Below are 24,381 nucleotides of genomic sequence, written 5' to 3'. Positions count from 1 at the left end.
CGTCCCCTGTCAGCCGACCAGCCGGTCGATCATTGGCTGCGTCACCAGGCAGACGCCATTGTCGGTACGGCGAAAACGCTGCGAATCATGCTCAGGATGTTCGCCGATGATGAGGCCTGGGGGAATAACGATGCCGGAGTCGACGACGCATTTGTGCAGCCGCGCGCCGCGACCGATCTCGCAGTCGGGCATGATGATGCTTTCGGTGACGGACGAAAAGCTGTGCGTCCGCACGCCGGAAAAGAGCAGGCTGCGGTGCAGGGAGGAGCCGGAGACGATGCAGCCGCCCGCGACCAGTGAAGAGGTCGCAGAACCGCGCCGGCCATCCTCATTATGCACGAACTTGGCGGGCGGCGTGACCTCCGAATAGGTCCATAGCGGCCAGCTGCGGTCATAGAGGTCGAGCGAGGGGACGACGTCGGTCAAGTCGATATTGGCCTGCCAATATGCGTCGATCGTCCCGACGTCGCGCCAATAGGGGACCAGTTCGCTTTCCGCACGCACGCAGCTGCTGGAAAAGCGGTGCGCCACGGCTTTCCCGTGCTTGACGATGTAGGGGATGATGTCGCCGCCAAAATCGCGCTTGCTGTCCTTCTCGTCGGCATCGCGCAAAAGCTGCGCGATCAGGAAGCGGGTGCGAAAGACATAAATGCCCATCGACGCGAGCGCCATGTCGGGCTGGCCCGGAATGGCGGGCGGATTTTTCGGCTTTTCGACAAAGTCGGTGATGATGTCATTTTCATCGACATGCATGACGCCGAAGCCGCTCGCCTCCTTGCGGGGCACCTCCAGGCAGCCGACGGTGACGTCCGCGCCACTATCGACATGCTGCTGGAGCATCAGTTCATAGTCCATCTTGTAGACATGGTCGCCCGCCAGGATGACCATATATTCGGGCGCGTAGCTTTCGATGATGTCGATATTCTGGAACACGGCGTCCGCCGTGCCCTCATACCACTGGCTTTCGGAAATGCGCTGGCTGGCCGGCAATATATCGAAACTCTCGTTGCGCTCGGGCCGCAGGAAATTCCAGCCACGTTGCAGATGCCGGATCAGCGAATGCGCCTTATATTGGGTCGCCACGCCGATGCGGCGAATGCCGCTGTTGAGCGCATTGGACAGGGCGAAGTCGATGATCCGCGCCTTGCCGCCGAAATGGACGGCCGGCTTGGCGCGCCTGTCCGTCAGTTCAGCCAGCCGACTGCCGCGCCCCCCGGCCAGAACATAGGCCATGGCGTCGCGTGCGATCGGCTGATATTTTGTCTGCATTGGGCCTCTCCTTATCTGCCCGCTCGTCGCCTGCACGCGCCCGTCGGTGTTCAATAATCCAGTTCCAGCATCAAGGTTGCGAAGGGCGGGATGGTGATGTTCGCCCAGCCTTCCTCGTCGGCCCTGACCGCCCCCATATTGCCAGCGCCGCTGCCGCCATAGTCGGCTGCATCACTGTTCAATATCTCTCGCCAGCGTCCCCCCGATGGCAGCCGCATCCGATAGGCGTGCCGCATCACAGGGGTGAAATGGCTGATGACGACGATTGGCATGGCGCCCGGCGCGCGACGCACCCAGGCGAACACCGAATCCGCCGCCGCGTCTACCAGCACCCATTCGAACCCTTCCGCTTCGCAATCGCGCGCGTGCAGAGCGGCCCGGCTACGGTACAGGCGGTTGAGATCGCCCAGCAACTGCTGCACCCCCCGATGCGGCGCATGGTCCAGCAAGTGCCAGTCGAGCGCCGCAGCCTCGTTCCACTCAGCCCGCTGAGCGAATTCCTGCCCCATGAATAGAAGCTTCTTGCCCGGATAGCCCCACATCAGGCCATAATAGGCGCGCAAAGTCGCAAATTTCTGCCAGTCGTCGCCCGCCATCTTGTGCAGCAGCGAAGCCTTGCCGTGCACGACTTCGTCATGGCTGAGCGCCAGCACGAAATTCTCGCTGAACGCATACATGAGGCCGAAGGTGATGTCGTCATGATGATGCGCGCGATGCACCGGGTCGCGCTCCAGATAGCGCAACGTATCGTGCATGAAGCCCATATTCCATTTGAAACCGAAGCCCAGTCCGCCACCGTGAACCGGTTTCGAGACGCCGGGCCAACTGGTCGATTCCTCCGCAATGGTCATCACGCCGGCATGGGTGCCGTAAAGCGCCTTGTTCATCTGCTGGAGGAAGGCGACGGCCTCCACATTCTCGCGCCCGCCATGGTCGTTGGGCACCCACTCCCCGGCCTTGCGCGAATAGTCGAGATACAGCATCGAGGCGACCGCATCTACGCGCAGGCCATCGACATGATAGCGCTCCGCCCAGAACAGGGCGTTGTTGATCAGGAACTGCGCCACTTCGCGCCGGCCGAAATTGTAAATGGCGGTATTCCAGTCGGGGTGGAATCCCTTGCGTGGATCGGCATGTTCATAGAGCGCGGTGCCGTCGAAATTGGCGAGGCCATGTTCGTCGGTCGGGAAATGCGCCGGCACCCAGTCGAGCAGGACGCCCACACCCGCCCGATGGGCCCCGTCCACGAAGCGAGCGAAGCCGGCGGGATCACCGAAGCGCGCCGTCGGAGCGTAGAGGCCCAGCGTCTGATAACCCCAGCTCGGATCATAGGGATATTCGCTGATCGGCAGGAACTCGATGTGGGTGAAGCCCATGCCGACGACATAGGGGATCAGACGCTTCGCCAGTTCGTCCCAGCTGAGGAATTCGCCCTGCTCGTCGCGTTGCCAGGAACCTGCATGGACTTCGTAGATCGAAATCGGTTCCCGGCGCGGGTCAGCCTTGCGCCAATGATCGCCATGATCGTCATCGCCCCACACATGATCCAGCGGCGCTGCGACGATCGACGCGGTCGATGGGCGTAACTCCGACTTGAAGGCGAAAGGATCGGACTTGAGCGGCAGCATGACGCCATCGGCGCCGATGATCTCATATTTATACGCGCTGCCCGGCCCGACGTCAGGCAGGAAGATTTCCCAGACGCCCGCATCCGCGCGACGCCGCATCAGGCCACGGCGACCATCCCAGCGGTTGAAGTCGCCCACGACAGACACCCGCTTCGCATTGGGCGCCCACACCGCGAAATGCGTGCCCGTAGCGCCTTCATGCGCGATCACATGGGCCCCCAGCTTGTCAAACAGCCGGCCGTGCGATCCTTCGGCGAAATAATGATCGTCCATCGGACCCAGCACCGGGCCAAAACCATAGGGATCGATCAGCGCATAGTCGCCGCCATCGTCATAGTGGGCGACATAGCGCAACGGCTGGCGCTTGCGCACTGATACCCTGCCGAAGAAAAGCCCGTCGGGATGGATGCGCTCCAACGCGCCGACTGCCTTTCCCGCCAAAGTCTGCGCGGTGACTCGGACTGCTTGCGGCAACAGGACGCACGCCGTGAAGCCCTTTTGTGCCGGATGAACGCCCAGCGTAGCAAAGGGGTCGTCCTCGCGGCCGTGGATCAATCGGTCAATCTGCTCCTGCGTCAGCACACCCGCGTCCGCGCCTCCGTCATGCGTCGATCTTCCAGATGTCGGCGGCATATTCGCGGATGGTGCGGTCCGACGAGAACCAGCCCATACGCGCGACATTGTGAATTGCCTTCTTCGCCCAGAGCCCCTGGTCCGTCCAAAGCCGGTCGACATCGCGCTGGGCGGCGGAATAGCTGTCGAAATCGGCCGCGACCATGAACCAGTCATGGTCGTAAATGCCTTGGATCAGCGCCTTGTAACGGTCCGGGTCGTCGGGCGAGAACACCCCGCTGGCGATCGCGTCCAGCGCCTGGCAAAGTTCACGGCTCTGCCCGATCACCTCGCGCGGAACATAGCCCTGGGCGCGCCGGTCGTTCACTTCCTGAGCGGTCAGGCCGAAAATGACGATATTTTCCGCGCCGACATGATCGCGCATTTCGACATTCGCACCGTCCAGCGTGCCGATCGTCAGGGCGCCATTCACCGCGAATTTCATGTTGCCCGTACCGGAGGCTTCCATGCCGGCGGTCGAAATCTGTTCGGACAGGTCGGCGGCGGGGATCATCATCTCCGCCATGGAGACATTGTAGTTGGGCACGAACTGGACCTTCAGCAGCCCCTGGACCGCTGGATCATAATTGACCGCGCGGGCCACGTCATTGGCCAGTTTGATGATCAGCTTGGCATTATGGTAGCTTGACGCCGCCTTGCCGCCGAACAGCTTGACGCGTGGCACCCAGTCCTTTTCCGGATGTGACCGGATCTGGTCGTAGAGCGACACCGCCTCCACGATGTTGAGGAGTTGGCGCTTATATTCATGGATACGCTTGATCTGGATGTCGAACAGCGCGGCCGGATCGATGCGGGCATTTACGCGCTTGCGCAACAGGTCGGACAGGGCCGCCTTGTTGGCGCGCTTTACCGCTAAGAATTTTTCCTGAAAGCCCTTGTCGTCGGCGAAGGCGTCAAGATCGCGCAGTGCTTCGGGATCATCCATGAACCGGTCGCCGATCGCCTCGCGGACAAGCATGAACAGCCCATGGTTGCACTGCATGAGCCAGCGGCGGAAGGTCACACCATTGGTCTTGTTGTTGATCCGCGCCGGATAGAGTTTGTGCAGGTCGGCAAAGACCGTGACTTTCATCAGGTCGGTATGCAGCGCCGACACGCCATTGACGCTGTGCGACCCCGCAAAGGCCAGATTGCCCATGCGAACGCGACGGCCACCATGCTCGTCAATCAAGGATATGGCGCCGATCGCACCATCGTCGAACTGGCCCGACCGCCGCGCCTCCGCCAGCAACCGGCTGTTCACGGCATAGACGATCTGCATGTGCCGGGGCAGCAGCCGTTCGAACAGCGGCACCGGCCAGCTTTCGAGCGCTTCTGGCAACAATGTGTGATTGGTGTAGCTGAACGTGCGCCGGGTTATGTCCCAAGCCTCGTCGAAATCCAGCCCATGGTCGTCGAGCAGCATCCGCATCAGTTCCGCGACTGCTACCGCCGGGTGGGTGTCGTTGAGCTGGATCGCCGCCTTGTCGGGCAGGGTCTGGATGCTGCCGAAATATTGGATATGCCGCCGAACGATGTCCTGCAACGATGCGGAGGAGAAGAAATATTCCTGACGCAGCCGCAATTCCTGCCCAGCTGGCGAACTGTCGGCGGGATAGAGGACGCGCGTCAGTGCCTCGGCCCGGTTGCTTTCGGACAACGCCCCCAGATGATCGCCGGCATTGAACTTGTCGAGCAGGATCGGATCGATCGGCTGCGCTTCCCACAGGCGCAGCGTGTTGACCCTCTTCCCGCGCCAGCCGGCGATCGGCGTGTCATAAGGCGTCGCGATCACCCGCTCGCTCGGCTTCCAGTGCATCTGGTGCGGGCCGGCATCCTCATCCTCGGCCGGATCGACCCTTCCGCCGAAGCCGACCTCGTAACTCGCCTCGCGCCGCTCGAACTCCCACGGGTTGCCGTGCGCCAGCCAGTTTTCGGGCAGTTCGACCTGCCAGCCGTCACTGATCTCCTGCCGGAACATGCCGTTCACATAGCGGATACCATAGCCATAGGCCGGCACGTCCACTGTCGCCATGCTTTCCATGAAGCAGGCTGCCAGCCGCCCCAGGCCACCGTTGCCCAGCGCCGCATCCGGCTCCAGTGCGGCGATCAGGTCGATGTCCACCCCCAGGGAATCAAGCGCGGCCTGAAGATCGTCCAGCATTTCCATATTGGACGCCGCGTCGCGCATCAGCCGACCGATCAGGAATTCGAGGCTCAGATAATAGACCCGTCGCCCCTGTTCTTCATAAGTTTTCTGCGTGGAATCGATCCAGGCGTCGATCACCCGGTCGCGGATCGCAAGGATCACGGCGTGCAGCCAGTCGTGCGGCTTGGCGGCCGTGGCATTCTTGCCGATGCGATAGGTCAGCCGCTCGACAATCTCATGCGCCAGCACATGCGGATCGACCTGACGCGGCGCGGGTTTGGGAAGCTTGGTCTGGCCCTTGAGGTTCATGGCGCGGCGGTCCCCTGCTGAGTCACCATGGATGATGGCACAGGCTCCAGCCCCGCGCCATCGCCATTTTTGCGGTGCAACAAGAAGAACTGGACGACCGTCCTGCCGCTGTCAGACCCCTCGCCTTTCGGTAATGGCGTCAGCCACCCCTTGTCGCAGTTGCGCCCGCACGGGATAGGCGCTCGACGGCAGCAATTGCGTCATGAAAATTCCGATCAGCCGTTCGACGGGATCGATCCAGAAATAGGTCGAGAACACCCCGCCCCAATAATAGGTACCGCTGGCGAGGTTCATGGCGAAGCCAAGGCCAAAGCCCACGCCCTGATAGTCCGCCTCGCTGAACATTCCGCTCGAGAGGCTGGCAAGGTCGCCGCCACCGGGAAGATGATTGGCGTGCATCAGCGCCACCGTCTCCGGCTTCAACAGCCGCCTACCATCCAGTTCCCCCTCCCCCAGCAACATGCGCGCGAACCGGTGATAGTCGGCCGCGCACGACACCAGGCCGCCTCCGCCCGACAGGAAGCGCTGCCGTCGCCAGCCGCTGCGCGCACCATGATCGGCAATCGCCCGGCCACCGCCCTCAGCCAGCCGCCAGGCGTCGGTCATCCGATGCGCCTTGTCCTCAGGCAGAAGAAAGCTGGTGTCTGCCATAGCCAGCGGATCGAAGATACGCCGGCGAAAAAAGCTTTCCAGGTCGAGGCCGCTCAGCCGCTCTACGACCACGCCCAGCACGTCGGTCGATACCGAATAGGTCCATCTGTCTCCTGGTGAGAATTCCAGGGGCAGCGTCGCCAGGTCGGCGATGAACTGGTCCGACGTGCGCTTCTGCTGGAACTCGTCCAGGCCCAGCCTGCGATAGCGAGCGTCGATCGGGGTCTGGCGTTGCAAGCCGTAGGTCAGGCCCGACGTATGGCGCAGCAGGTCGATCATCGCCATGGGCCGGCCGGGCCGCGCGCGGTTGGCCCGCCCGACCCGCAGCTCCGCAAATTCGGGGACGATGTCGGCGACCGGTGTATCGAGCGCGACCCGCCCCTCATCCACCAGCATCATGAAGGCGACCGAGGTGACCGGCTTGGTCATGGACGCGATGCGGTAGAGAGCGTCCCTCTCCAGCCTGGCTCCGTTTGCACGGGCGGCGCCACGCGTCACCGAAAGAAGCGGCTGCGCATCGCGCGACAGCAAAAACTGCATGTGCGGCAGCTTGCCCGATGCGATATAGGTCCGGTCGAGCATGTCCACCAGCGCTGCCAGCCGGTCCGGATCCATCCCCGCCGCTCGCGCCGCTACCCTGTCCAGACCATCCGTCATCCGTCCCATGCTCCCGCCAATCTCTAACGACCGCTAGAACAGCGGTGCGCGCGGGTAAACAGCTTGCCGATTGCCAAGACCCCACCCTCCCCTCTATGGCAACCCGCCTGATCGCCACGCATTGGACAAAGACAGGCATGGCCACCGGCCTTTCCGCAATATTCATGGCAAATCGTCCCGCCCTGCTGCGCTTTCTGCGCGCGCGCGGTGCGGGTGACGATGCCGAGGATCTGCTCCAGGACATGTGGATGAAGCTGGAGGCCAAGGATCTCGGCCCGGTCAGCGACCCGCTGCCCTATCTTTACCGGATGGCCAACAATCTGATGCTCGATCGTTATCGATCCGCCACCCGGCGCGAACGTCGTGAACAGGATTGGGCCGAAGGTGCCGGCGGGGTCATGGCCGATCCGGCCGAGGACATCGCGATCGACGAACGCATGATCCTGAACGAAAAGCTGAAGGAGGCACGCGGCGTGCTGCGCGACCTCGGACCGCGCGTCGAATTGGTGTTCCGCCGGTTCCGTATAGAGGGGGTCGGACAGAAGGTCATCGCGGCCGAACTCGGCGTCAGCCTGACCACGGTCGAAAAGGATCTGCAAAAAGCCTATCGTGCCATGCTCGCGCTCAAGCAGAAAATGGATACGGAATGAGCGGGTCGGCGGCGTCAGGCTCTGCAAGGGGCAAAAAATGAACGGGGCTGAAGCCATGATGAATCAGGAGGCGCTCGCGTGGGTGATCCGCACGCGTGATCCCCAATTTGACGACTGGGATGGCTTCACCCTGTGGCTGGAGCGCGATCCCGCCCATGCCGCAGCCTATGACGCCCTGATGGCGGACGATGCCGATCTGGAAGCGATTATCCCGCCCGATCCGGTGGGGGTGCCCGTCGCCGCAAACGACGTCGAACCTGGCAGGCGTCCCTGGCGCTGGGTCGGCGGCGGCGTGATCGCCGCGGCGCTGGTTGCTGCGATCTCGGTCGGCATGGTGAACCGGTCCGACATCTATACCGTCGCGACCCGGCCTGGCGAAACCCGCACGATCGCGCTGGGCGACGGCACGACGATCGACCTGAACGGCGGCACCCGCCTGCGCCTCGATCACAAGGACGCGCGTTTTGCCGCACTCGACAGCGGCGAAGCGGCATTCACGGTGCGCCATGATGCGGCCAATCCCTTCCGGGTCACGGTAGGCGATGTCGTGTTCGAGGACGCCGGCACGGTCTTCAACATCGTCCACGCTGGCGGCGCGACCCGGATCGGCGTGTCCGAAGGCAAGGTCATCTACAATCCGCAGGCGGAGGCCATCGCCCTGCCCGCCGGACGGGCGCTGACGGACGACACGCAGGGGCTGCGCGTCATGGATATCGCCCCAGCCGCGGTCGCCAGCTGGCGGCAGGGCAATCTGGTCTATGCCAATGCACCTGTGACGCAGGTGAGCGAGGACATCGCCCGTTCGCTCGGCATCACCGTCCGCTTCACGCCCCAAGCCGGAGCCAGCCGCTTCACCGGCACGATCCGTCTCGACAGGAACGCCGCGCGCTTCTTTGCCGGAGCCGCGCCGCTGATGGGCCTTTCCGCCGTGCGGCAGGGTGACGGATGGCTGCTGAAGGAAGGGCCGCTCAAGGAAGGAAATGAGCCGCAGAGCTGATCTTCTTCTCGTCACCGCCCTCGCCATAACGAGCGCAACGCCCGCGCAAGCGGCGGACAGACATACTATCAGCATCGCTCCCGGCAGGCTGGGCGAGGCAGCGATCGCGCTCGGCCGTCAGACCGGCGTCAGCATCGGCATGTCCGACCAGTCCCTTGCCGGCGTCGCGACCGGCCGGATCGAGGGCCATCTCTCGGTGGAACAGGCGATCAGGCGCTTGCTGAAAGGCACCGGCGCGACCGCGCGGCGGATCGACGCCACCACCTGGCGCATCACCCGCATTCGTCCCGCGCCGCCCCCGGTCGCCGCGTCGCCCGCACCGGTCCAGGCTGCACTCGCGCCCGATCTGCCGCCCGCCGAGATCATCGTCACCGCCTCCAAGCGTGACACGCCGCTGCCGCGCTATGCCGGCATGGTGGAAGCGCTGGACAATCGCGCCTTCACGAGTGGCGAAGCGGCGAACGGCACGGCAACGCTGCTCGCGCGGATATCCAGCCTCAGTTCCACCCACGCGGGCAATGGCCGCAACAAGCTGTTCATCCGCGCCATCGCCGATTCCGCTCTCGCCGGGCCGACACAGGCGACAACCGGCCAGTATCTGGGCGACATGCGCCTCAATTATGCCGCGCCCGATCCGGACCTCAAACTCTACGACGTCGGCCGGGTCGAGGTGCTGGAGGGACCGCAAGGTACGCTCTATGGCGCCGGATCGCTCGGCGGCATCATCCGCATCATGCCCAACGCGCCCAATCTCGGCGAATATGGCGGGCAGCTGTCCGCCGGCCTTTCCGCCACCCAGCATGGCGATCCCGGTGGCGATGCCTCCGTCACGCTCAACCTGCCGATTGTCGCAGAAAAGCTGGCGCTCCGCGTAGTCGGCTACGGAGTGCAGGAAGGCGGATATATCGACGATGTCGACCGCAGCGAGGACGACGTCAACCGTGTACGCACCTGGGGGGGCCGCGCGGCACTGCGCTTCGCGCCGGGCGACGACTGGACCATCGACCTCAACGGCGTTTACCAACATATCCGCGGCGACGACGCCCAATATGCGACACGCTCGGTCGGGCGCCTTCAGCGCGCCTCTTCCGTCGCACAACCCTATTTTTCGGACTACCTGCTCGGCAACGTCCGCATCGAACGCCAATGGGATAGCCTGCGCCTCGTCTCTTCGACCGGCTATGTCCGCCACGAACTGGCTGAAAGCTACGACGCGACCCAACCCGACAGCGCGCCTGCCCTGTTCCGCCAGAACAACGAAGTGGACATCTTCACCACGGAAAATCGGCTGGTGCGCGACCTCGACAATGGCCTGGGCTGGATATTGGGCGGCTCCTATCTCGAGAGTTCGTCGCGCCTGCACCGCTCGCTGACATCCTATGGCGCCGGCGTCCAGCCATCGGTCATTCCGGGCGTGCCCATCTACGGCATGGGCCGCCCGGCTCCTGCAACAGGCGTGCGCAACAGGGTGAGGGAAGCGACGCTGTTCGGCGAAGCCTCGTTCGAGCCGGCCGATGGGCTGATCGCCACAATCGGCGGACGGCTCACCAACAGCCGTCTGTCAGGCGAGGCGCTCGATCCGGTCGCGGCCCTATCCTCCGCCGACCTCGCCCGGGCCGAGGCGCAGGCCGACCGCAGCGAGACCATCTTCCTGCCTTCTGCGTCCGTTCTGACCGACGCCATTCCTGGCGTTACCCTTTACGCCAAGTTTCAGCAGGGCTTCCGTCCCGGCGGGCTGGCGGTCGATGACCAACGCGTCCGTCGTTTCCGGAATGACCGCATCTCCACGTTCGAGTTGGGCTTCCGCAAAGGTACGCCGGGCCGCGATCGGGTCGCGATCAGCGCCAATCTCGCCTATACCGACTGGCGCGACATTCAGGCCGACATCACCGACAGGATCGGCCTGCCTACCACCGCCAACATCGGCGACGGACGCATCTACACCTTCGAAGGACGCATCTTCGTGCGACCGCTGCCGTCGCTCAGCCTCGACGGCAGCTTCATCTACAATGACAGCCGTCTCAGCCAGCCGGCCCAGTTCCTTCGCGCCCTCTCCTATGACGGACGGTCGCTCGCGCTGCCGAACGTCGCAAATCTTGGCGGCAGGATCGCCTTCGATTATCGCGCGCCGCTGGCAGATGACATGGATTTTCACCTGAACGGCGCAGCCCGCTATGTCGGCAAATCGCGCCTCGGCGTCGGTCCGATCCTCGGCCAGACGCAGGGCGACTATGTCGACACCAGCCTGACTGCCAGCCTGACGCGCGGGCCGGTGCAATATTCGCTGTCGCTCACCAACTTGCTGGACAGCAACGGCAATCGCTTTTCGCTCGGTACGCCGTTTGACCTGCGGACCGACTATTATACCCCGCTCCGCCCCCGAACCGTGCGGATCGGCATCGACTTCGCCTTCTGACCATTTCTTGATCGCATCGCCTGACGGAATGCACCGTCCGGCGTCGTCCCAAGCCGACGCGCGCACAGAATATCCAGCGCGACACGCAGAGGAGACATCATGCGACATCTACTGGCCTGCACGGCCATCGCGCCCGTGCTGGCAGCCCTGACGGTGGCTGAAGCGGCCGCTGAAACCACGATAAGTACCGCCACGACAACAGCGGTCAGGACCTCAACGGTCGCCAGCGGCGCGGCAGACGACATCACCATCAGTTCCGCCGGATCGATCACCGTTACCGGCGGCGCGGCAGTGACCGTCGACAGCAACAATGACGTGTCCAATGCCGGTACGATCACCATCAACGATGCCGACGCCGTAACAGCTATCCTGGCCGCGCCAGGCACAACAGGCGACATCACCAACAGCGGCACCATCACGCTGACCGAGGACTACACCGCCGAGGACGAGGATGATGACGACGACACCGATGGTGCCTTTGCCGAAGGATCGGGCAAGAACGGCATCAGCGTCCAGTCCGGCGCGGCGCATGTCGGCAATATCGTCCAGAGCGGCACCATCACTATCGAGGGCAATGAATCCGCCGGCATCCGTCTCGACGGCGCACTGACCGGCAATCTATCCAACAGCGGCACCATATCCGTCACGGGCGACAACAGCTATGGCATCGTGGCCAACGATGTTACCGGCAACGTCACAGTGCAGGGCGCCGTCACTGCCGTGGGCGGAAACAGCGTAGGCGTCGCGCTGCTGGGCGACGTGACCGGCGCGGTGAAAATCCAGGGCAGCATCGTCAGCACTGGTTATCGCTACACCACCCGTCCCAGCGACACCACCGACCTGGATGGCGACGACCTCCTGCAGGCCGGGTCGGCCGTGGTGATTGCCGGCAATGTCAGCGCTGGCGTGATCTTCGACGTGCCGCCTACGGCGAGCGACGATGACGACGAAGATGATACCGACATCGACGACGACGGCCTGACCGACAGCAGCGAAGGCACTGCCTCGGTCGTGACCTATGGTTCGGCCGCGGCCGTGCAGGTGGGTGCGGCCGATATCGACACCGTCATCGGCTCGGTAGCGACCGACAGTTCGGGCTATGGCCTCGTCATCAATGGCAGCATCGCCGGCTATGGCATCTATGACGGTGTCGCCGCCAACGGCCTGGTCGTCGGTGGCCTGGGCGGCGCGGTCGACATCGCCAGCGGCATTTTGGTGGACGGCACCGTGGCAGCGGTGTCCTACGACAGCGACGCGACCGCTCTGCGCCTGGGATCGGGCGCAAGCACCGGCACGATCGAGGTGAACGGCACGGTCGGCGCCACCGGGTCCGCCAGCACGGGCACGGCAGCGCGGGGCCTGGTGATCGACGCTGGCGCGAGCGTCGACAGCATCGTCGTCAGCGGAACCGTCGGCGCTGTGGCGCTGGACGATGAGGACGGGACGGCAATAGCCATCCTCGATGCCTCGGGCACCGTTTCGCGCCTGAGCAACAGCGGCGCGATCGGGGCGACCGGCGGGCTGACCAACACCGCGATCGACCTCCGCGCCAACAGCAGCGGCGTCACCCTGACCCAGGCACTGGCGGACGCGGATGCCAGCGCACCCGCGATCACCGGCGACATCTATTTGGGGTCTGGCAATGACATCGTGACGGTATCCGCTGGCACCATTACCGGCGACCTCAGCCTTGGCGCGGGCAACGACAACCTGTCACTGTCCGGCACCTCCAGCCTGACCGGCGACGTCACCTTCGGCACCGGGGATGCGACGCTGACGCTGGCAGACAGCGCCGCCATCACCGGCGGCGTCGATTTCGGCGGCGGCAGCGGCACGTTGACGCTGGGCGGCACGTCTTCCCTGTCCGGCGCGATCAGCAACAGCAGCGGCATCGCCGTGGTGCTGAACGGCGGCACGCTGAACGCCACCAACACCGGCAGCGTCGGCCTCGCCTCGCTGTCGGCCAGCGGCACCTCCACCATCGGCGTCACCATCGACGCGGCCACCGGCACCCATACGGTCTATGACGTGACGGGCGCCGCCAGCTTCGCCAGCGGGTCGCAGGTGAAGGTCAACCTGACGCAGGTCGCAGGATCGGAAGGCGACTATGTCATCGTCCGCGCCGGCGCGCTCAACGGCACTCCCTCGCTGGATACCGACACCCTGCTGCCCTATATGTTCAAGGGCAGCCTGGCGAGCGACACCGGCGCCGGTACCGTAACCCTCTCGGTGGCGGCGAAGAGCGTTTCGGAACTGGGGCTCAGCGGATCGCTGGCGCGCGCCTATTCGGCGATCTTCAACGCCCTCGACAATGACAGCGACATCGCCAACGCCTATCTCGGCATCACCGATGGCAGCACGCTGACCGCCAACCTGCGTCAGATGCTGCCGGACCATGCCGGTGGCACCTTCGAAGCGGTGACGGCCGGGTCGCGCGCGACCGCGCGCATCCTGTCCGACCCCAACGGCATCTACCGCACGCGGGACGGCCGGCTCGGCTTCTGGCTGCAACAGGTCGCCTTCGGCAGCGCCAAGAGCGTGGGCAGCACCGCCTCCTACGACATCAACGGCTGGGGCGCGGGCGGCGGCGTGGAATATCTGACCGATCTCGGCGCCTTCGGTGGCTCGCTCGCCTACATTCATGGCAGCGATTCCAGTGGCAACTCCAACAATGCGGTCGATTCCGACCAATATGAACTGGCGGCGCACTGGCGCGGACAATGGGGTCCGCTGCTCGCCTTCGCCCGACTGTCCGCTGCGGCGATCAACTTTGCGGGTACGCGCCATTTCGAGAATGGCGACGTCACTCGCACCGCCAACGGCAGTTGGAACGGCAGGCTCTATTCCGCCACGGCCGGCGCCTCCTACCAGTTCCAGATGGGCCGCCTCAGCCTGCGGCCCGCTGTCGGCCTCGACTATTATCGCCTCAAGGAGGATGGTTATGCCGAAACCGGGGGCGGCGACGCGTTCAACCTGACCGTGCTCGGCCGCAACAGCGATGAGGCGACCGCCAGCGGCACGATCACGGCGGGCTATGACTTTGGCGCCCTCAAACGGGAGGATGGCTGGCTGCGTGTCGAACTGGAAGGAGGCCGCCGCCAGATCATTGGCGGGTCGCTTGGCGACACCATCGCCTATTTCAAAGGCGGCGATCAGTTCACCCTGGTGGCCGAAGACCGTACCAACGGCTGGACCGGCCGCGCGCGGCTCTACGGCGGGACCGACACGTTCCGCATCGGCGGCGAGTTCGGCGCGGAGGAACAACAAAATCACGTCGCCATCTCATTTAGGGCGACGGTTAATTTCGTCCTGTGACGTCTTGAGGATGAACAGGCGGGCCACACCCCACAGACCCTCCCGGTCCGCCTGTTCCGCTGCGGCATGATGTCCTTCCCCAGGGACGCCGCGCATAAAAGAGGGGCGTCGCCGGCCCCCGGCGGCGCCCCTTATGCTTTGGCGAACTCAGTGCTGAATCGAGAAATCGAAGATCCGTGAAGCACCGGTACCTCGGCTCCACATCCCAGGCCCCGTGCCGCCGCCGATGGCATAAAGGAAGCCATATTCGCCGGCCGGAAGGTCCGCCTTGAGAGACACTTTGAACACGCCCGGCGCAATCTGCTCATAGACGAATGCAATCCGATCCTTGTCCATGACGCCCGACTTCGCTCCCGCCAGGTTCATGCTCCCCACCCTCGTCTCGCGCCGATCCTTCTTGATCTCGAAGCTGACCAAAGTGAACTCATTGGGCGACGAGACGGCGGAAGCCGCTCCCGAGAGCCAAACCGAGCCGGCCGGCGGCTGAGAAGGCGCGCGGTTGGCCTCGTCGAAATAGAAATAGAAGGTCGGGCGGGATCGGTTTGCCTTGATGGGCGCCGTTACGTTCGGGATGACCGCCTTGATACTGAGCGACGCGATGCCGCCAGTAAACGCATAACCGAGCAGACCGCCGGTCTTGCTCTGGTTCGAAATCGTGGGATCCAGGCGGAACATTTTGGGCTGCGGAAGCCAGTCCGCCAGCATGTAGAGGCCAGACGGATGCGGGACCAACGGATCTGCAGAATATGCCGACAGCGCCGCCCTGGATGGCACGCCGCCCCTTGCATCCGCTTCGATCATCGCAGCGATGACCGACCCGGAAACGCCGCTTTTCTTCAAAATGATGAGATCGTTCGTCGCCAGATCATAGGTGGCGGTCGAAGCCCTGACCTTGGCGATAACGGCTTCGTCGCCAAGCCCCGCCATCACCAGATCGACCACATTTTTATTAGTCAGCGTTTCCGCTTCCAGGTCGGCCGCCGTCCCGATCGAAACCATGAGGCATAACCCCACAGCCAACAACCCTCGCTTCATCCGCGCGCCCCATAGTCGATCCCGGAGTTCCCCTCCGGGATCGACTATGGCTTAGTTCAATGCCTTGCGCACCAGCTCATTCACCACCTGCGGGTTCGCCTTGCCCTGCATGGCTTTCATCGTCTGGCCGACGAAGAAGCCGAACAGCGCTTCCTTGCCTGCCTTATACTGTTCGACCTTGTCGCCATTTCTGGCGAGCACGTCGGCGACCGCTGCCTCGATCGCGCCGGTGTCGCTGGTCTGCTTCAGTCCCTTTTCCTCGACGATCGCCGGCGCGCGGCCGCCGGTTTCGAGCATGATCTCGAAAACCTGCTTGGCGATGGTGCCGCTGATCGTGCCGTCCGCGACGAGGGCGAGCAATTCCGCGCCCTCTTCCGGGCCGACCGGGCTTTCGTCCAGCGACTTGCCGAGGCGGTTGAGCGCGCCATAAAGTTCCGACAGCAGCCAGTTGGCCGATGCCTTGGCGACTTCGCCCTCGCTCTTCTTCTGGATGCGCGCGCCTTCGGCCAGCAGCGCCTCGAACCAGCGGGCGGTATCGGCATCCGCCGTGAGGGTCGCGGCATTATAGGCGCTCAGCCCCAGATCCTGCTCATAGCGCTTCCGCTTGGCGTCAGGCAGTTCGGGCAGCGACCGGCGACATTCCTCGAGGAAGGCGTCGTCCAGTTCCAGCGGCAGCAGGTCGGGATCGGGGAAGTAGCGATAGTCATGCGCGTCCTCCTTCGACCGCATCGAGCGCGTCTCGTTGCGATCGGGATCGTAGAGGCGCGTTTCCTGGACCACCGTTCCGCCCGCTTCCAGCACGTCGACCTGACGGCTCGCCTCATGCTCGACCACGGCCATGACGAAGCGGACCGAGTTGACGTTCTTGGTTTCGGTTCGGGTGCCGAAGGGCTGGCCGGGCTTGCGGACCGACACGTTCACGTCGGCGCGCATCGACCCCTGGTCCATATTGCCGTCGCACGAGCCGACGTAACGCAGGATCGTCCGCAGCTTCGACAGATAAGCCCCCGCTTCCGCAGGCGAACGCATGTCCGGCTTCGACACGATCTCCATCAGCGCTACGCCCGACCGGTTGAGGTCGACATAGGAGCGGGTGGGATGCTGGTCGTGCATCAGTTTGCCGGCATCCTGCTCGACATGAATGCGCTCGACGCCGATCACCTTGGTGCTGGCTTCCGGGTTCTTCTCGTCCAGCACGATCTCGATCTGCCCTTCCCCCACGATCGGGTGATAGAGCTGGCTGATCTGATAGCCCTGCGGCAGATCGGCGTAGAAGTAGTTTTTCCGGTCGAAACGCGACCATTTGTTGATCTGCGCGTCGATCGCCATGCCGGTTCGCACCGCCTGGCGGATGCACTCGCGGTTCGGCACGGGCAACATGCCGGGCATGGCCGCGTCCACCAGACTGACCTGCGTGTTCGGCTCCGCGCCGAACGCAGTCGCCGCGCCCGAAAAGAGCTTCGCGTTCGACGTCACCTGCGCATGGACTTCCAGGCCGATCACGACCTCCCACTCGCCGGTTGCACCCTGGATGCGATAGGTTGATTCAGTCATATTACCACCACTTGGCCGGACGAGCCGTGAAGCCCGCACGTTCTTCAATCGCGAGGCTCGCGTTCAGCACGGTCTGCTCGTCCAGCGCCTTGCCGATGATCTGCAATCCGATCGGCAGCCCGGCCGAATCCAGCCCGCCCGGCACCGCCATAGCGGGCAGCCCCGCCAGCGACGCGGGAACAGTGAAGACGTCGTTCAGATACATGGCAAGCGGATCGGCCTGCTTCTCGCCCAGCGCGAAGGAGGCGCTCGGCGCGGTCGGCGTCAGCAGCAGGTCGCACTTTTCAAAAGCCTGCTCGAAATCGCGCGCGATCAGCGCCCGGACCTTCTGCGCCTGCGTATAATAGGCGTCATAGAAGCCCGCCGACAGAACATAGGTGCCGATCATGATGCGGCGCTTCACTTCCGGCCCGAAACCGGCGGCGCGGGTCGCGGCATACATGTCCTGCAAACCGGCCCCATCGGGCAGGTCGCGCTGACCATAGCGCACGCCGTCATAGCGAGCGAGGTTCGACGAGGCTTCGGCAGGCGCAATGATATAATAGGTCGGCAGCGCATATTTGGTGTGCGGCAGCGACACCTCGACCACCTCGGCACCCGCATCCTTCAGCCATTCGATCCCGCGATCCCACATGGCGGAGATTTCTTCGTTCAGGCCATCGGGGCGATATTCCTTGGGGATACCGACCTTCTTGCCCTTGAGATCGCTCGACAGACCGGCTTCCCACTGGGGCACGGCCAGATCGAGGCTGGTCGAATCCTTGGGATCGAAGCCCGACATCGCCTCCAGCAGGATCGCATTGTCGCGCACCGTCCGCGCCATCGGCCCGGCCTGGTCCAGCGACGAGGCGAAGGCGACGATACCCCAGCGCGAGCAGCGGCCATAGGTCGGCTTGATGCCGCTGATGCCGGTGAAGGCGGCAGGCTGGCGGATCGAGCCGCCGGTGTCGGTGCCGGTCGCCGCCGGGCAGAGCCGCGCGGAAATGGCCGAGGACGAGCCACCCGAAGATCCCCCCGGAGCCAGCGCGGCATTGCCGCCGTCATTGCGCCGCCAGGGCGAGATGACATTGCCAAAATAGCTCGTCTCGTTCGACGACCCCATGGCGAACTGGTCGAGGTTCAGCTTGCCGAGCATTCCCGCGCCAGCGTCCCACAGCTTCTTCGACACCGTGGACTCGTATGTCGGCACGAAGCCTTCCAGCATGTGGCTGGCGGCAGTCGTCTGCACGCCTTCGGTGCAGAACAGATCCTTCATGCCGATCGGCACGCCGGAAAGCGGCTTCAGCGCTTCGCCAGCCGCCTTCGCCTTGTCGGCGGCATCGGCCGCTTCCAACGCCTTTTCCGGCGTTTCGACGATGAAGGCGTTGAGCGCCTTGGCTGCGGCGACATTGGCATTGAACGCCTCGGCCACTTCGCGCGCCGAAAAGTCACCCGCGCGGAAGCCGTCGCGGATTTCCGCGACCGTCAGATCAGTAAGGTTGGTCATTATTCGATCACCTTGGGCACCGCGAAGAAGCCATGTTCGGCCTGCGGCGCATTGGCCAGCACCTTGTCGCGCACATTGCCATCGGTGATGGCATCGTCGCGCAGGCGTTGATGGTTGGGGATGACGGCGGTCATCGGCTGCACGCCGGTTACGTCCACCTCGCCCAGTTGCTCCACCCAGCCAAGGATGTTGTTGAGTTCCGGCACCATCGCTTCGGCTTCGGCGTCAGTCACCGAAATGCGCGAAAGGCTGGCGATCTTCTTTACGGTCTGAAGGTCTATCGACATGGGCCGCCGCTACCACCCGCGCCCGTCCGCTTCAAGCGGCTTTAGCGCCCCTTGCGCACGCCCACGCCATGCGCCAGACAAGCAGCACAATTACGGAGAGTGTGGGTGGCGCGCAAATTCCTCTATGTCATCGTGGCGCTGGTGGTGCTGGTGATCGCCGCGCTGCTGATCTACCGCGTCTGGGGAATGCAACTGATCCGCATGGCGATGGTGCCGCGCGAATCCTTCACCGCGTTGCAGCCACTGCCCGAAGATGCCTATATCGACGCGACGATGTGGATCGCCCGTCCGGACATCCAGAAGGACAATCCCGCGCTCTGGACGCCTGCCGGCGTGACCACGCTCAACGCGCCCCAGAAAGCCGCGATCTTCTTCATCCATCCGACCAGCTACATAACGACCTTCGGCGATGCACACTGGAACGCCCTGCTGGACGACAAGGACGCCGATGCCACCGCCCGCCGCTTCGTCATGAGCCAGGCCAGCGCCTTCAACGCTGCCGGCACCGTCTGGGCACCGCGCTACCGCCAGGCCAATTATGGCGCCTTTCTCACCGACAAACCGGAGGGCGATCAGGCGCTTGCCGCCGCCTATCGTGACGTGGCGCAGGCCTTCGCCGCCTTCGTGAAGGCCAACCCCACAGGCCCGCTGATACTGGCCGGGCACAGCCAGGGGTCACGCCACCTGTTGCAACTGTTGCGCGACCAGGTCGCGGGCAAGCCGGTCGCCGACCGCATCGCCGCCGTATATGCCGTGGGCTGGCCGGTCTCGGTGGAGGCGGATCTGCCCGCGCTCGGCCTGCCTGCCTGTGCGCGACAGGATCAGGCGCATTGCATCGTCAGTTGGCAAAGCTATGCCGAACCGGCTGATCCGTCTGCCGTCGTGGAAAGTTTCGAACGCAAGACCGGCTATACCGGAAAGCCACGCAAGGGCACGCACATGCTCTGCACCAATCCGATCACCGGCGCCTTCAACGGCGCCGCTCCGGCCAGCGCCAACAGCGGCACGCTCGACGCGCGGGAGGAAGGCAAGTCACCCACATTGCTCACCGGCATCGTCCCTGCGCGGTGTGACACCAGCGGCGTGCTGATGATCGGGCAACCTGTCGACATGGGGCCGTTCACGCTCCCCGGCAATAATTACCATGTCTATGACTACAGCCTCTTCTGGGGCAACGTGCGGCAGGACGCGCAGAAAAGATTGGCGGCTTTCCTGAAGAAGTGACAGAGGCATGGTCATGAGAGATTTTGGCCCATGACGCTGGTTACAACGGATCGCGTCGCCTTTCGCGAAGCCCTGCCGGCAGGCGGCCGGCTGATCGGCATGGATGTCGGCACCAAGACGATCGGCCTTGCCCTGTGCGATGCCGCCTGGACGATCGCCAGCCCTGCCTACACCGTCAATCGTGGCAAGTTCAGCAAGGACAAGGTCGGCCTCGCCGCCTTCATCGAGCAGCAGCAGGTGAAGGGCATCGTCATCGGCCTGCCGCTCAACCTCGACGGCACCAATTCACCGCGCAGCCAGGCCAGCTGCGCCTTCGCCCATAATGTCGCGGAGCTGGGCTATCCGGTGCTGCTCTGGGACGAACGCTGGTCGACCCAGGCCGTCACCCGCACTCTGCTCGAAGCCGACGCCAGCCGTGCCCGTCGCGACGAACTGGTAGACAAGCTCGCGGCAAGCTACATCCTGCAAGGCGCGATCGACGGGCTGGTGGCGGGGCTGGAATAGCCGCCTCGTCGGCGCGCGGCGCCACCCCGAGGCAAGTCGGGGTCTCCGGCAGCGCGCCATCGCCTGAAAGGAGGGAGAGACTTGACCATGTGCCCCCGAACTCTTCGCTACGCCGCCGCCCTGGCGACGGGCGCCCTTTCCCCGGACGCGGCCTATGCCGGTTTCTATTCGGGCGACGAACTCTATACCGTCTGCACGACCGACAAGGCCGAAAAGGATTTCTTCGAGAAATCCTACGAATGCGTGGGCTATATCAGCGGCGCGGTCGATGCGTTCAACACGACGCGGGAAGCGAACAAGCTCAAAAGCTGCATCCCCGCCGACGTGACGATAAGCCAGTTGCGCAGCATCACGGTCGACTATCTGGGCAAGAACCCGATAGACCGGGCCAAGTCGGCATCCTCGCAGGTCTTCGCTGCGACCCGAAAGGCGTGGCCTTGCCCCGCGACCAAGCCGGTGTCGAAGAAGGCGAGCAGGAAGAAGCGCTGAAGGGAGCAACAGCCTATCCGATCGCTCGCACCCACCCCTATCCCTCGAACGCCGCGATGATCGGGCAAGGCCCTTCCTCGCTTGCATGGCATTGCCGCGCCAGCCGCTCCAGCGCGGCGCGCGCCGCCTGCAATTCCGCAATCCTGACGTCCAGCGCCACGATCCGCTCCGCCGCCAGTTCGCGCGCCCGCGCCCGGTCCTGCCCGGCGTCGAGCTGGAGCAGCTCACCGATCTGCTCCAGGGTAAAGCCCGCCCCCTGGGCCGAACGGATGAACGCCAGCCGCCGCACGTCTCCCTCGCCATAGCGGCGCACCCCCGGCCCGCGTTCGGGCATGTCGAGCAATCCGCGACGCTGGTAATAGCGCACCGTTTCCACATTCACCCCGGCCGAACGGGCCAGCCCAGAAATCGTCATGGCCATACTTGACTCCGTACTATGGTACGGACCCTATATGGGGTGCATCCGCCCATAGCCAAGGATGCGTCGATGACCAGCCCTGCCCCCAAAAGTGCCAGCCTCTATCGTATGGTGATGCCCGGCCATACCTGCCCCTATGGGGTGAAGGCGCGCTGGCTGCTCAAACGCCGTGGCTATGTCGTGGACGATCACTGGCTCCGGAGCCGTGAGGAAACCGACGCGTTCAAGACACAGCATGACGTGACAACCACGCCGCAAATCTTCATCGACGGCCAGCGAATAGGCGGTCATGACGATCTGCGCCGGCACCTGGGCCTCAAGGTCCGCGATCCCAAGGCGACCAGCTACGTCCCGGTGCTTGCGGTCTTCGCTGTCGCCGGGCTGCTCGCGCTGGCGGTCAACTGGCTGACCTTCCTGCCGCTTGTTTCCTTCATGGCGCTGGAGCGCTTCGTCGCCATTGCGATGATGCTGCTCGCCATGCTCAAATTGCAGGATGTCGACAGGTTCGCGACCATGTTCCTGAACTATGACCTGCTCGCCCGCCGCCTGCCGCCCTATGGCGCGGCCTATCCATTCCTGGAACTGGGCGCGGGGGTGCTGATGCTGACGCGGGCGCTCGACTGGCTGTCCATCCCGGTCGCGCTGTTCATCGGTGGCATCGGCGCGGTGTCGGTCTTCAGGGCGGTCTATATCGAGAAGCGAGACCTCAAATGCGCCTGCGTCGGCGGCAACAGCAATGTGCCGCTGGGCTTCGTCTCGCTGACCGAAAATGTGATGATGGTGGCGATGGCGCTTTGGATGATGGCGGGACTCCACTGAGCCGCCCGGCTACTCTCCATCCCTCCCATAGACATCGGGCAGGAACTGAACCCCGAGCGCGGTCGGCACAGCGGTCAGATAGGTCAGATAGACCGGCACCGGCTGAGGCAGGGGCACATGCTGTTCGGGCTTTTCGCCATCCGTGCTCGGCATCCTGCCGAAGAACCAGCGGCCCAGCCGCTGCGCATCCTCCAGCCGGACACAACCATTGCTGAAATGGCGGTCCGCCTTCGCGAACAGGTCGCGCTGCGGCGTGTCGTGGAGGTAGATGCCAAGATCGTTCGGGAACATGAACTTGACCTTCCCCATTGCATTGTTGCCGCCCGGAAGCTGGCGCACCCGCACCTCCTGACGGCCCGCCGCCACCGCGTCCCAGTTGATCGCGCTCTGCGCCAAGGGCGCAGGATCAGCGCTCCAGTCGGCCAGCGCTTCATATCCCATCCCTTGCAATGACCCGCCGCTTAAGATTTTGGGCGCGACCTTGCGCTCCACAAGATCGGGCGGGATGTTCCAATAGGGATTCAGTGTTGCGTATCGGATCATGCCCGCCATCAGCGGCGTCTGCGTTTCCTTCGCCCCGGCGACGACCTTCATCGTGCCGTCCAGCGCGCCCTTGCTATAATACCAAAGGCGCGCCGAGGCGGCGTCGACCACCACATGCCGTGTCCACGGTCCCGGCAGAAGCCGCGCGCGCTCCAGGTTGAGGGACAGCAGGCGCGCATAGCGCGCCGGCCCCTGGTTGATCGCCGAAATCGTCATCGCCCCCGCGACGCCATCAGGCTTCAGGCCATGATCGGCCTGGAAGGCGCGCACCTTTGCGGCCAGCCCCTTGTCATAGGTGATGCCGTCGGCCAGCCCCAATCGACGGCGCAACATGCCGATCTCCGCCCCCTTGCCGCCCGGTCGCATCTTCACCCCTTCGGGCACGGCGACATCCGGCAGGCCACCCCATTTCTTGAGATAGCCGGCCCGCGCGGTCCGCAGCTTCATGTAGAGGGGGCTCATCCAGCCGGCGGTCGCGATATAATCCGTGAGCGACGGCGCCAGAGCAGCAGACCGCAATATGTCCGACGGGTCGGAATCGCGCGGTTCGACTTCCTTGTCGAGATAGCGGATCTTCACGCCCCTGGCCGGGCGGCGCATATCCGCAACCAGGCGAGCAAAGCTGCGCGACAAGGCCAGGTCGGCGCGCGCCAGGAGCTTTGGATCGTCACTGGCGTCCACCTCCTCGATCAGGCGCCGCAAGTCGCCCGGATCATAGTCGCGGGGATCAAGCCCGTCGGCTTCGCTCTGGTCGATCAGCGCCAGCAGCGCATCTGCCTGCGACCCGATCCGGCCCTTTTCCAGCCAGAGCGGCCAGTAACCGCGTGGCGCGTAGAAATCCTTGTATTTCCCGCCCAACTGGGCACGGATTTCCGCCCCAATGCTCGACTTTGCGGCCTGTTCGAGGTCAGGCTGCGCGACCGTTGCCTGGGGAACCGCGGCAGCGATCAGCAGGCAGGGAATGAGGCAATCGCGTAGCGAAGGGGCGCGGCGGACATGCCGCGCCCGAAAAACTGCATGGATCAGCCGCGTTCTCCCGAACGGGGCGGTGGCGGGGGCGGCGGCGGGGGACAGGGCGGCCCCTGGATCGCATGATAAATGCCATCGGTCGTATAATAGCCGTCGATGATGCCGTCGCCGTCGCGATCGGCGGCCACCGTACCGGCGATAGCGCCGGGGCCGACCGGCGGTGCCGTCGTGACCGGGGCCTCATTCTTGGAGCAGGCGCTCAGAGCCAGTAGCCCTGCAGCAGCCAATGCCATGGATTTGAATTGCATATACTCTCCCTGGACGCGGAACGGAAAACCGCCCGACGCCGTTAGACCTCCCACCACCATAAGGTGGCGGAGGGCCAACGTCTAAAGTTGCG

The 24,381-nt window shown here is 64.2% G+C and carries 19 protein-coding genes; 8 read left to right on the top strand and 11 right to left on the bottom strand.

All coding sequences use genetic code 11. The features are described 5' to 3' along the window. Positions 1–9 precede the first annotated feature (9 nt). The 4 genes from glgC to A7Q26_RS06930 all read right to left on the bottom strand — a co-directional run bounded on the left by glgC (position 10) and on the right by A7Q26_RS06930 (position 7,275). The gene (gene glgC, locus A7Q26_RS06945; protein ID WP_066858578.1) at positions 10–1,269 is read right to left on the bottom strand and encodes a glucose-1-phosphate adenylyltransferase; all 1,260 of its coding nucleotides are present in this window, start codon (positions 1,267–1,269) and stop codon (positions 10–12) included. Between the two features lie 50 nt (positions 1,270–1,319). Next, on the bottom strand, positions 1,320–3,479 hold the full coding sequence (gene glgB, locus A7Q26_RS06940) for a 1,4-alpha-glucan branching protein GlgB (RefSeq protein WP_066858575.1): 2,160 nt from the start codon (positions 3,477–3,479) through the stop codon (positions 1,320–1,322). A 19-nt stretch (positions 3,480–3,498) separates the two neighbouring features. Beyond that, positions 3,499–5,967: a glycogen/starch/alpha-glucan phosphorylase gene (locus tag A7Q26_RS06935; protein WP_066858572.1), complete on the bottom strand. Its 2,469-nt coding sequence runs from the start codon at positions 5,965–5,967 to the stop codon at positions 3,499–3,501. A 111-nt stretch (positions 5,968–6,078) separates the two neighbouring features. Continuing rightward, the gene (locus A7Q26_RS06930) at positions 6,079–7,275 is read right to left on the bottom strand and encodes a serine hydrolase domain-containing protein (RefSeq protein WP_066858570.1); all 1,197 of its coding nucleotides are present in this window, start codon (positions 7,273–7,275) and stop codon (positions 6,079–6,081) included. A 137-nt stretch (positions 7,276–7,412) separates the two neighbouring features. Between A7Q26_RS06930 and A7Q26_RS06925 the strand changes: the two genes are divergently transcribed. The 4 genes from A7Q26_RS06925 to A7Q26_RS06910 all read left to right on the top strand — a co-directional run bounded on the left by A7Q26_RS06925 (position 7,413) and on the right by A7Q26_RS06910 (position 14,653). Then, complete coding sequence (locus A7Q26_RS06925; protein ID WP_066858677.1) at positions 7,413–7,925, top strand: RNA polymerase sigma factor; 513 nt, start codon at positions 7,413–7,415, stop codon at positions 7,923–7,925. 55 nt (positions 7,926–7,980) lie between these two features. Then, on the top strand, positions 7,981–8,922 hold the full coding sequence (locus A7Q26_RS06920; protein ID WP_066858680.1) for a FecR family protein: 942 nt from the start codon (positions 7,981–7,983) through the stop codon (positions 8,920–8,922). Continuing rightward, the gene (locus A7Q26_RS06915; RefSeq protein ID WP_066858568.1) at positions 8,906–11,338 is read left to right on the top strand and encodes a TonB-dependent receptor domain-containing protein; all 2,433 of its coding nucleotides are present in this window, start codon (positions 8,906–8,908) and stop codon (positions 11,336–11,338) included. Before A7Q26_RS06920 ends, A7Q26_RS06915 begins: the two co-directional genes overlap by 17 nt. A gap of 99 nt (positions 11,339–11,437) precedes the next feature. Beyond that, the gene (locus A7Q26_RS06910; protein WP_066858565.1) at positions 11,438–14,653 is read left to right on the top strand and encodes an autotransporter outer membrane beta-barrel domain-containing protein; all 3,216 of its coding nucleotides are present in this window, start codon (positions 11,438–11,440) and stop codon (positions 14,651–14,653) included. A gap of 147 nt (positions 14,654–14,800) precedes the next feature. On the opposite strand, the gene A7Q26_RS06905 is transcribed toward A7Q26_RS06910, so the two are convergent. From A7Q26_RS06905 to gatC, 4 genes are read right to left on the bottom strand one after another with little or no spacing between them, the layout of a single operon-like run. Further along, the gene (locus tag A7Q26_RS06905) at positions 14,801–15,688 is read right to left on the bottom strand and encodes a hypothetical protein (protein ID WP_198162861.1); all 888 of its coding nucleotides are present in this window, start codon (positions 15,686–15,688) and stop codon (positions 14,801–14,803) included. 51 nt (positions 15,689–15,739) lie between these two features. After that, complete coding sequence (gene gatB, locus A7Q26_RS06900; RefSeq protein WP_066858558.1) at positions 15,740–17,242, bottom strand: Asp-tRNA(Asn)/Glu-tRNA(Gln) amidotransferase subunit GatB; 1,503 nt, start codon at positions 17,240–17,242, stop codon at positions 15,740–15,742. Position 17,243: 1 nt separating this feature from the next. Next, positions 17,244–18,728, bottom strand: a complete 1,485-nt coding sequence (gene gatA / locus A7Q26_RS06895; protein ID WP_066858555.1) for an Asp-tRNA(Asn)/Glu-tRNA(Gln) amidotransferase subunit GatA — start codon at positions 18,726–18,728, stop codon at positions 17,244–17,246. Beyond that, complete coding sequence (gatC, locus tag A7Q26_RS06890; protein WP_066858551.1) at positions 18,728–19,015, bottom strand: Asp-tRNA(Asn)/Glu-tRNA(Gln) amidotransferase subunit GatC; 288 nt, start codon at positions 19,013–19,015, stop codon at positions 18,728–18,730. Before gatC ends, gatA begins: the two co-directional genes overlap by 1 nt. Before the next feature lie 105 nt (positions 19,016–19,120). Here gatC and A7Q26_RS06885 point away from each other — a divergent pair, with 105 nt between their 5' ends. The 3 genes from A7Q26_RS06885 to A7Q26_RS06875 all read left to right on the top strand — a co-directional run bounded on the left by A7Q26_RS06885 (position 19,121) and on the right by A7Q26_RS06875 (position 21,232). Further along, positions 19,121–20,239, top strand: a complete 1,119-nt coding sequence (locus A7Q26_RS06885; protein WP_066858548.1) for a DUF3089 domain-containing protein — start codon at positions 19,121–19,123, stop codon at positions 20,237–20,239. A gap of 36 nt (positions 20,240–20,275) precedes the next feature. Beyond that, entirely contained in the window at positions 20,276–20,743 is a 468-nt protein-coding gene (ruvX, locus tag A7Q26_RS06880) for a Holliday junction resolvase RuvX (RefSeq protein ID WP_198162865.1), read from the top strand. An 87-nt stretch (positions 20,744–20,830) separates the two neighbouring features. After that, positions 20,831–21,232, top strand: coding sequence for a Rap1a/Tai family immunity protein (locus A7Q26_RS06875; protein ID WP_066858542.1), 402 nt, complete (start codon positions 20,831–20,833; stop codon positions 21,230–21,232). Positions 21,233–21,269: 37 nt separating this feature from the next. Here A7Q26_RS06875 and A7Q26_RS06870 read toward each other — a convergent pair whose 3' ends face one another. Next, positions 21,270–21,653, bottom strand: coding sequence for a MerR family transcriptional regulator (locus A7Q26_RS06870; RefSeq protein WP_066858539.1), 384 nt, complete (start codon positions 21,651–21,653; stop codon positions 21,270–21,272). Between the two features lie 66 nt (positions 21,654–21,719). Between A7Q26_RS06870 and A7Q26_RS06865 the strand changes: the two genes are divergently transcribed. Next, positions 21,720–22,469 (top strand): MauE/DoxX family redox-associated membrane protein, encoded by a 750-nt coding sequence (locus tag A7Q26_RS06865; protein ID WP_066858535.1) that lies wholly within the window; start codon positions 21,720–21,722, stop codon positions 22,467–22,469. A gap of 9 nt (positions 22,470–22,478) precedes the next feature. Here the strand turns inward: A7Q26_RS06865 and A7Q26_RS06860 are convergent, their stop codons facing one another. Together A7Q26_RS06860 and A7Q26_RS06855 are read right to left on the bottom strand one after the other, a co-directional pair. After that, positions 22,479–23,966, bottom strand: coding sequence for a L,D-transpeptidase family protein (locus A7Q26_RS06860; protein ID WP_066858531.1), 1,488 nt, complete (start codon positions 23,964–23,966; stop codon positions 22,479–22,481). Between the two features lie 68 nt (positions 23,967–24,034). Then, the gene (locus A7Q26_RS06855) at positions 24,035–24,289 is read right to left on the bottom strand and encodes a hypothetical protein (protein ID WP_066858528.1); all 255 of its coding nucleotides are present in this window, start codon (positions 24,287–24,289) and stop codon (positions 24,035–24,037) included. Between the last annotated feature and the right edge of the window lie 92 nt (positions 24,290–24,381).

Source organism: Sphingobium sp. TCM1 (assembly GCF_001650725.1).
Classification (GTDB): domain Bacteria; phylum Pseudomonadota; class Alphaproteobacteria; order Sphingomonadales; family Sphingomonadaceae; genus Sphingobium.
This window is presented reverse-complemented; position numbering and strand designations above follow the sequence as displayed.

Bases quoted from the DNA above. Each gene is read 5' to 3' on its own strand.
- glgC (WP_066858578.1), bottom strand. From the start codon at position 1,269: ATGCAGACAAAATATCAGCCGATCGCACGCGACGCCATGGCCTATGTT.
- A7Q26_RS06935 (WP_066858572.1), bottom strand. From the start codon at position 5,967: ATGAACCTCAAGGGCCAGACCAAGCTTCCCAAACCCGCGCCGCGTCAG.
- A7Q26_RS06930 (WP_066858570.1), bottom strand. From the start codon at position 7,275: ATGACGGATGGTCTGGACAGGGTAGCGGCGCGAGCGGCGGGGATGGAT.
- A7Q26_RS06925 (WP_066858677.1), top strand. From the start codon at position 7,413: ATGGCCACCGGCCTTTCCGCAATATTCATGGCAAATCGTCCCGCCCTG.
- A7Q26_RS06920 (WP_066858680.1), top strand. From the start codon at position 7,981: ATGATGAATCAGGAGGCGCTCGCGTGGGTGATCCGCACGCGTGATCCC.
- A7Q26_RS06915 (WP_066858568.1), top strand. From the start codon at position 8,906: ATGAGCCGCAGAGCTGATCTTCTTCTCGTCACCGCCCTCGCCATAACG.
- A7Q26_RS06910 (WP_066858565.1), top strand. From the start codon at position 11,438: ATGCGACATCTACTGGCCTGCACGGCCATCGCGCCCGTGCTGGCAGCC.
- A7Q26_RS06905 (WP_198162861.1), bottom strand. From the start codon at position 15,688: ATGAAGCGAGGGTTGTTGGCTGTGGGGTTATGCCTCATGGTTTCGATC.
- gatB (WP_066858558.1), bottom strand. From the start codon at position 17,242: ATGACTGAATCAACCTATCGCATCCAGGGTGCAACCGGCGAGTGGGAG.
- gatA (WP_066858555.1), bottom strand. From the start codon at position 18,728: ATGACCAACCTTACTGATCTGACGGTCGCGGAAATCCGCGACGGCTTC.
- gatC (WP_066858551.1), bottom strand. From the start codon at position 19,015: ATGTCGATAGACCTTCAGACCGTAAAGAAGATCGCCAGCCTTTCGCGC.
- A7Q26_RS06875 (WP_066858542.1), top strand. From the start codon at position 20,831: ATGTGCCCCCGAACTCTTCGCTACGCCGCCGCCCTGGCGACGGGCGCC.
- A7Q26_RS06870 (WP_066858539.1), bottom strand. From the start codon at position 21,653: ATGGCCATGACGATTTCTGGGCTGGCCCGTTCGGCCGGGGTGAATGTG.
- A7Q26_RS06865 (WP_066858535.1), top strand. From the start codon at position 21,720: ATGACCAGCCCTGCCCCCAAAAGTGCCAGCCTCTATCGTATGGTGATG.
- A7Q26_RS06855 (WP_066858528.1), bottom strand. From the start codon at position 24,289: ATGCAATTCAAATCCATGGCATTGGCTGCTGCAGGGCTACTGGCTCTG.